The sequence below is a fragment of the Streptomyces sp. APSN-46.1 genome (genome assembly GCF_022815725.1).
In the GTDB taxonomy this organism is placed as follows: Bacteria; Actinomycetota; Actinomycetes; order Streptomycetales; family Streptomycetaceae; genus Streptomyces.
Genome location: NZ_JALGRF010000010.1, coordinates 213,611 through 220,158, shown reverse-complemented (window position 1 = coordinate 220,158; position 6,548 = coordinate 213,611). Strand labels below are relative to the sequence as shown.

Annotated in this window: 9 protein-coding genes; 4 read left to right on the top strand and 5 right to left on the bottom strand. The window is 68.5% G+C overall.

Features of this window, described 5'->3' with window-relative positions:
- Positions 1 to 218 (top strand): hypothetical protein (locus MTF65_RS24110; RefSeq protein WP_243631005.1); only part of this gene is annotated, 218 nt, incomplete at its 5' end.
- A gap of 221 nt (positions 219 to 439) precedes the next feature.
- Here the strand turns inward: MTF65_RS24110 and MTF65_RS24105 are convergent.
- Complete coding sequence (locus tag MTF65_RS24105; protein WP_243631004.1) at positions 440 to 1,081, bottom strand: DNA-3-methyladenine glycosylase; 642 nt, start codon at positions 1,079 to 1,081, stop codon at positions 440 to 442.
- A 122-nt stretch (positions 1,082 to 1,203) separates the two neighbouring features.
- Here MTF65_RS24105 and MTF65_RS24100 point away from each other — a divergent pair, with 122 nt between their 5' ends.
- The 3 genes from MTF65_RS24100 (at position 1,204) to MTF65_RS24090 (ending at position 3,222) form a co-directional block, all read left to right on the top strand.
- Positions 1,204 to 1,986 carry a sporulation protein gene (locus MTF65_RS24100; RefSeq protein WP_243631003.1) on the top strand — a complete coding sequence of 261 codons (783 nt, stop codon included), beginning with the start codon at positions 1,204 to 1,206 and terminating at the stop codon, positions 1,984 to 1,986.
- Positions 1,987 to 2,035: 49 nt separating this feature from the next.
- The gene (locus tag MTF65_RS24095; protein ID WP_243631002.1) at positions 2,036 to 2,569 is read left to right on the top strand and encodes a YbhB/YbcL family Raf kinase inhibitor-like protein; all 534 of its coding nucleotides are present in this window, start codon (positions 2,036 to 2,038) and stop codon (positions 2,567 to 2,569) included.
- A gap of 149 nt (positions 2,570 to 2,718) precedes the next feature.
- Entirely contained in the window at positions 2,719 to 3,222 is a 504-nt protein-coding gene (locus MTF65_RS24090; RefSeq protein ID WP_243631001.1) for an HNH endonuclease, read from the top strand.
- A gap of 78 nt (positions 3,223 to 3,300) precedes the next feature.
- Here the strand turns inward: MTF65_RS24090 and MTF65_RS24085 are convergent, their stop codons facing one another.
- The 4 genes from MTF65_RS24085 to MTF65_RS24070 all read right to left on the bottom strand — a co-directional run bounded on the left by MTF65_RS24085 (position 3,301) and on the right by MTF65_RS24070 (position 6,525).
- Positions 3,301 to 4,071, bottom strand: a complete 771-nt coding sequence (locus MTF65_RS24085; RefSeq protein WP_243631000.1) for a sulfite exporter TauE/SafE family protein — start codon at positions 4,069 to 4,071, stop codon at positions 3,301 to 3,303.
- A 102-nt stretch (positions 4,072 to 4,173) separates the two neighbouring features.
- Complete coding sequence (locus MTF65_RS24080) at positions 4,174 to 5,145, bottom strand: SPFH domain-containing protein (RefSeq protein WP_243630999.1); 972 nt, start codon at positions 5,143 to 5,145, stop codon at positions 4,174 to 4,176.
- An 84-nt stretch (positions 5,146 to 5,229) separates the two neighbouring features.
- On the bottom strand, positions 5,230 to 5,658 hold the full coding sequence (locus MTF65_RS24075; RefSeq protein WP_243630998.1) for an NfeD family protein: 429 nt from the start codon (positions 5,656 to 5,658) through the stop codon (positions 5,230 to 5,232).
- Positions 5,659 to 5,730: 72 nt separating this feature from the next.
- Complete coding sequence (locus MTF65_RS24070) at positions 5,731 to 6,525, bottom strand: ABC transporter ATP-binding protein (protein WP_243630997.1); 795 nt, start codon at positions 6,523 to 6,525, stop codon at positions 5,731 to 5,733.
- Positions 6,526 to 6,548: the final 23 nt, after the last annotated feature.

Genomic DNA, 6,548 nt, shown 5'->3' with positions numbered 1-6,548 from the left:
CGAGCATCACCCGAAGGCGACCTCACAGGTCTTTTTCAAAGGAACCTCATCCACCGAAGTGGACGGGGTATCAACTTTTGGCGTTGATTTTTGGCACGCTGTTGAGTTCTCAAGGAACGGACGCTTCCTTTGTTCCCGTTTCCGGGCCCTCCGGGCGCTTCCTTCGTTTCCAACTCTACCAGATCATTTCCGCGCCGTTTAACCGGACTTGGATTTGAATTCGGTGGCCGTTGGGGGCCTTTTGCCTTTCGGCGCTCCACCACATTAGCGCTTATCCCTTGCGGCTCATAATCGGCCAGTCGGAATCGAATCCGGACATGCCGAATAAGACCCCGCCAGGGGTAAGTCGTAGGTAGTGGTTTGGCCGCTCTGGGGGTCTGCCGACAGCAGTGCCCCGTTCAAGCGGCTCGGGCTACGTTAGGCGTCCGTCAGGGCCGAGTCAAGTTGACCGACGGCGTGGCGCGTGGGCGCGGTACGGGCTCACCGTCGGGTCGTTGGTGATCCAGTAGCGGTACGGGTGCGCGGCGCCGGCGCCGGCTACTCCGGTGCGGGGGCCCGAGCTCACCAGGTCGGGTGGGGTGGGGGTGCCCGCCAGGAGGGACAGGGGGGAATCCGGGCCACCGCAGAGGTCGGTGCCGTCGAGTGAGCGGTCCACCTCCAGGGCCGCGGCCAGGCGGGCCGGGCCTTTGGCCAGTTCTCGGTCTCCTCTGGCGGAAAGCCGACGTTTACGAGCCAGGTCGGCGCCGACAGTGATCTCCCCCGCGCGCAGCAGGACGCCGCTCGCGTGCCCCGGCGGCCCGCACACCAGGTTGAGGCTGAACCACATGCCGTAGATGAAGTAGACGTACGCGTGTCCGGGCGGGCCGAACATCGACGCGTTGCGCGCGGTACGGCCCCGGTAGGCGTGTGAGCCCGGGTCGGCCTCCCCCTCGTACGCCTCCACCTCCGTGATGCGGAGCTCGATGGGGCCTTCGGGGGTACGGCGGACCAGGATGCGGCCGAGGAGATCCGGGGCAACGGTGAGGACCGGCCGGTCGAAGAAGGACCGGGGCAGGGGCGTACGGTCGGGGCGCGCGCTCATCCGGTCGAGCGTAGTGGAACCGGGGCGACTCCCCAGGTGGTGCAACCGGGGCCTAAGGTTCCGCGTTTGTAAGAGGTAGTCGCACAACAGTCCTTCAGCAGTCCGTTTAGGGGAGTCAGAGCATGGGGTTCAGGAAGCTGTTCGCGAGCCTGGGTGCCGGTGGTGCTTCGGTGGACACAATCATCACCGAGCCGAACGTCGTTCCGGGCGGGATCGTCCAGGGCGAGGTCCGGATCCAGGGCGGATCGGTGGAGCAGCAGATCGAGGGGCTGTCCGTCGGCCTGCAGGCGCGGGTCGAGGTGGAGAGCGGCGACGAGGAGTACAAGCAGGACATCGTCTTCACCAAGCAGCGCCTCGGCGGTGCGTTCCAGGTGCAGGCGGGCGCGCTGCACGTCGTCCCGTTCGGGCTGGAGATCCCGTGGGAGACGCCGATCACCCACTTCGGGGGTCAGCACCTGCACGGCATGAACATCGGGGTCAGCACCGAGCTGGAGATCGCGCGTGCGGTGGACGCCGGCGACCTCGACGCGATCAACGTGCACCCGGTGCCGGCGCAGCAGGCGATCCTGGACGCCTTCCGCCAGCTCGGCTTCACGTTCCGCAGCGCGGACATGGAGCGGGGGCACGTCCGCGGGACGCGGCAGACGCTGCCGTTCTACCAGGAGATCGAGTTCCTGCCGCCGTCGCAGTACCGCGGGCTGAACCAGGTGGAGCTGACCTTCGTCTCGGACGGCAATGAGATGGACGTCGTCCTGGAGATGGACAAGAAGCCCGGTCTGTTCAGCGAGGGCAGCGACACGTACCGCTGCTTCCAGGTGGGCCTCCAGTCGTACCAGGGCACGGACTGGGCCGCCTACCTGAATCAGTGGATCGCCTCGGTCGGTTCTCAGCGCAACTGGTTCTGAGCGGTTTTAGGCTCGGGGCGGTACTGGTTCGCGATCAGGAGGTTCAGCAGTGGCCGAGCAGAGCAGGGCTCCTCTTCCGCACGACTTCCACCCGGAGGTGCACGCCTTCTCCGTGGTGAGTGACGATCTGGAGCCCGGCGGGGAGCTGGGCGAGGCCCGGGCCAAGTCGGGTGGGAACGTCTCGCCGCATCTGCGGTGGGAGGGCTTCCCGGAGGGTACGAAGAGTTTCGCCGTGACGTGCTTCGACCCGGACGCCCCGACGGGCAGCGGGTTCTGGCACTGGGTGCTCTTCGATCTGCCGGCCTCGGTCACCGAGCTGCCGGCCGGTGCGGGCAGCGGGAAGTTCGAGGGGCTGCCGCCGGGGGCCGTGCACGTGCGGAACGACTACGGCACGAAGGACTTCGGCGGGGCGGCTCCGCCGGCCGGGGAACGGCACCGGTACGTGTTCACCGTGTACGCGGTGGACAAGGAGGAGCTCGGTCTCGGGGACGACGTCTCGCCTGCCGTCGTCGGGTTCAATCTGCGGTTCCACACGCTGGGGCGTGCTCAGCTGATCACCGAGTACGGGGCTCCGGCGGGCTGATCGTTCTCCAAGCGTTTGCCCGGTCCTGGTCTAAAGGCGATCAGGACCGGGCATTTTTATTGCGTTGTCCCGCGTGGCGCGCGCGGCCAGAGTGGTCGCGGGCCTTGCCGCCAGGGTGGTCGCGGGCCTGCACACGGGAGGTGGGCGAGATGCGGGACACGCTGGTGCTGAATGCGAGCTTCGAGCCGCTGTCGACGGTGACGCTGAACCGGGCTGTGGTCCTGGTGCTTCAGGACAAGGCGGTCGTCGAGCAGTCGCACCCCGAACTGCGTGTCCGCGCCGCCACCATGGAGCTTCCGATGCCCCGGGTGATCAGGTTGTGCAGGTACGTCAGGGTGCCGTTCCGAAGACATGCGCCCTGGTCGCGGAGGGGGGTGCTGGCCCGGGACCAGCACCGGTGCGCGTACTGCGGGAAACGCGCGACGACCGTGGACCACGTACTGCCGCGGGCCCAGGGGGGTGGGGACACGTGGCTGAACACGGTGGCCTCCTGTGCCGAGGACAACCACCGCAAGGCGGCGCGGACTCCGGAGGAGGCGGGGATGCCGCTCCTCCGGAGGCCGTTCGTGCCGTCGCCGGCGGACGCCATGCTGCTTGCTCTGGGGGTGGGCGCCCGAGAGGCGCTCCCCGAGTGGCTGGAGCGTTCCGCCTAGTCCTGCCTAGTCCTGCCGGTGGTCCTGCGCGTTTGAGGGTGCTCGGCTCCGCTGGGCGACGTAACTTCGCTACGTCGCTCAGCGGAGCAGCAGCTGGACGATGGCGAGGATGCCGACGGTCACGATGACGCCCCGGAGCACGGTCGGTGAGAGGCGGCGGCCGACCTTGGCGCCGATCTGGCCGCCGATGGTGGAGCCGACGGCGATCAGGAGGACGGCCGTCCAGTCGAAGTCGGCGACGAAGAGGAAGAACACGGCGGCGATGCCGTTCACGAGGGCGGCGAGGACGTTCTTGACGGCGTTGATCCGTTGCAGGTCCTCGTGGAGCAGCAGGCCCATCAGGCCGACGTAGAGGACGCCCTGCGCTGCCCCGAAGTAGCCTCCGTACGCGCTGGAGAGCAGCATGCCGCCCAGCAGGGCCGGGCCGCCGTCGGGGTGCCCGGGGTCGCCTCCGGCGGCTTCCTGGCGCTTGCGCAGGGCGGCGGCCAGCCTGGGCTGGAGGACGACGAGCACGAGCGCCAGTCCGATGAGGACGGGCACGATCGTGTCGAAGGAGTCGGACGGCAGGGTGAGGAGCAGTACGGCGCCCGCGAGTCCGCCGACGAGGCAGACGGCGCCGAGCCGCATGAGGCGGCCGCGCTGGCCCTGGAGTTCCTTGCGGTAGCCGATGGCCCCGCTGAGGGAACCGGGCACCAGGCCAAGGGTGTTGGACACGTTGGCGGTGATCGGTGAGAGGCCGGTGGCGAGCAGCACCGGAAAGGTGATCAGGGTGCCGGAGCCGACGATGGTGTTGATGGTGCCGGCGCCGATACCGGCGGCGAAGACCGCGAGTGATTCCCAGATGGACATGGACTGGGCCATCCCCTTTGCATGAGTGAGTCGCCTCCCCGCCATGAAGGTCGAGGGGCCTCACCGATCATGCATGAGGGGAAGGAGCGCGCCCTAGGCGCCCTAGTCGATGGGGGGCTGTTCGCGGCGGTCCGCCGCCGCGCCGTTGTCGCCGCCCGACTTGCCGGGGTTCTGCGGGTTGAAGCCCGAACCGCCGCCCATGGGGCCGAAGTTGCCCATGGCTCCGGAGAGGCCCTTGAGGGCGTCGCCGATCTCGCTGGGCACGATCCAGAGCTTGTTGGCGTCGCCCTCGGCGATCTTCGGGAGCATCTGGAGGTACTGGTAGGCGAGGAGCTTCTGGTCGGCGTCGCCCGCGTGGATGGACTCGAAGACCGTACGGATGGCCTGGGCCTCGCCCTCCGCGCGCAGGGCCGCGGCCTTGGCGTCACCCTCGGCGCGGAGGATGGAGGACTGCTTCTCGCCTTCGGCGCGCAGGATCTCGGACTGGCGGACACCTTCGGCCTGGAGGATCGCGGCGCGCTTGTCGCGGTCGGCGCGCATCTGCTTCTCCATCGAGTCCTGGATGGAGGTCGGCGGCTCGATGGCCTTGAGCTCGACGCGGTTGACGCGGATGCCCCACTTGCCGGTCGCCTCGTCGAGGACCCCGCGCAGGGCGGCGTTGATCTCCTCGCGGGAGGTGAGGGTCCGCTCCAGGTCCATGCCGCCGATGATGTTGCGCAGCGTGGTGACGGTCAGCTGCTCAATGGCCTGGATGTAGCTGGCCACTTCGTACGTCGCGGCGCGGGCGTCGGTCACCTGGTAGTAGATGACCGTGTCGATGTTGACGACCAGGTTGTCCTGGGTGATGACCGGCTGCGGCGGGAACGGGACGACTTGTTCGCGGAGGTCGATCCGGTTGCGGATCGAGTCGATGAACGGGACGACGATGTTGAGGCCCGCGTTGAGGGTGCGGGTGTAGCGGCCGAACCGCTCGACGATGGCGGCGCTGGCCTGCGGGATCACCTGGATCGTCTTGACCAGTGCGATGAAGACCAGAACCACCAGAATGATCAGGACGATGATGATCGGTTGCATGCGGTTCCCCGTGCCCTTCCGGCTGTCTGTGCTGCCCCGTTGAACGGAGTCTCGCAGACCCGGGGGCCGCGAGCAGGCTGCTTGTCACATGACGACGGCGGTCGCCCCGTCGATCTCCACGACGTCTACGGACTGGCCGGGTTCGAAACTGCTGTCGGCGTCGAGGGCGCGGGCGGACCAGACCTCGCCGGCCAGCTTGATGCGGCCGCCGCTGCCGTCGACGCGTTCGAGTACGACGGCGCTTCTGCCCTTCAACGCTTCGATTCCGCTGCGGTGTTGGGGCCGCTGGTCGCGGTGCCGGTTCGCGATCGGCCGTACGACGGCGATGAGCGCGACCGACACGATCACGAAGACGAGGACCTGTGCCACCACTCCCCCGCCGAGGGCGGCCGTGACCGCGGCGGCGACGGCGCCGACGGCGAACATGCCGAACTCCGGCAGTGCCGTCAGGACGAGGGGGATGCCCAGTCCGACCGCGCCGATGAGCCACCACACCCATGCGTCGATGTTCACGTGGTCATGGTAGGTCGGGCGGGCGCGGTCCGGACAGGGTGCGGGGGGCGCGTACCGCTCGTACGAGCCGACCTAACGCAGGGGGAGGCCCTGGGCGGTCCAGCGGTCGTTCTCGTTGCGCTCGACGACCAGCGGGAGACCGAAGCAGTGGGAGAGGTTCCGCGAGGTGAGTTCGAGGTCGATGGGGCCGGCGGCGACGACCTTGCCCTGGCGGATCATCAGGACGTGGGTGAAGCCGGGGGCGATCTCCTCGACGTGGTGCGTGACCATGGCCATGGACGGCGCGAGCGGGTCGCGGGCGAGGCGGCCGAGGCGGCGTACGAGGTCCTCGCGGCCGCCGAGGTCGAGACCGGCGGCGGGCTCGTCGAGGAGCAGCAGCTCGGGGTCGGTCATCAGGGCGCGGGCGATCAGGGTGCGCTTGCGCTCGCCCTCGGAGAGGGTGCCGAACTTCCGGTCGAGGTACTCGGTCATGCCGAGGCGGTCGAGGAAGGCGCGGGCGCGCTGCTCGTCGATCTCCTCGTACTCCTCCTGCCAGGTCGCCGTCATGCCGTAGGCGGCGGTGAGGACGGTCTGGAGGACGGTCTGCCGCTTCGGGAGCTTGTCGGCCATCGCGATGCCGGCGATCCCGATGCGGGGGCGCAGCTCGAACACGTCCACCTTGCCGAGGGTGCTGCCGAGAATGGTGGCGGCGCCCTTGGTGGGGAAGAGGTAGCTGGAGGCGACGTTGAGCAGGGTGGTCTTCCCGGCGCCGTTGGGGCCGAGGATCACCCAGCGCTCCCCCTCCTTGACCGACCAGGAGACCTGGTCCACCAGAGCCCGGCCCTCGCGGACCACGGATACGTCCACCAGCTCCAGAACATCGCTCATGAGCGTGTTGTCTCCCCTTGCAG

Bases quoted from the DNA above. Each gene is read 5' to 3' on its own strand.
- MTF65_RS24090 (WP_243631001.1), top strand. From the start codon at position 2,719: ATGCGGGACACGCTGGTGCTGAATGCGAGCTTCGAGCCGCTGTCGACG.
- MTF65_RS24070 (WP_243630997.1), bottom strand. From the start codon at position 6,525: ATGAGCGATGTTCTGGAGCTGGTGGACGTATCCGTGGTCCGCGAGGGC.
- MTF65_RS24105 (WP_243631004.1), bottom strand. From the start codon at position 1,081: ATGAGCGCGCGCCCCGACCGTACGCCCCTGCCCCGGTCCTTCTTCGAC.
- MTF65_RS24080 (WP_243630999.1), bottom strand. From the start codon at position 5,145: ATGCAACCGATCATCATCGTCCTGATCATTCTGGTGGTTCTGGTCTTC.
- MTF65_RS24085 (WP_243631000.1), bottom strand. From the start codon at position 4,071: ATGTCCATCTGGGAATCACTCGCGGTCTTCGCCGCCGGTATCGGCGCC.
- MTF65_RS24100 (WP_243631003.1), top strand. From the start codon at position 1,204: ATGGGGTTCAGGAAGCTGTTCGCGAGCCTGGGTGCCGGTGGTGCTTCG.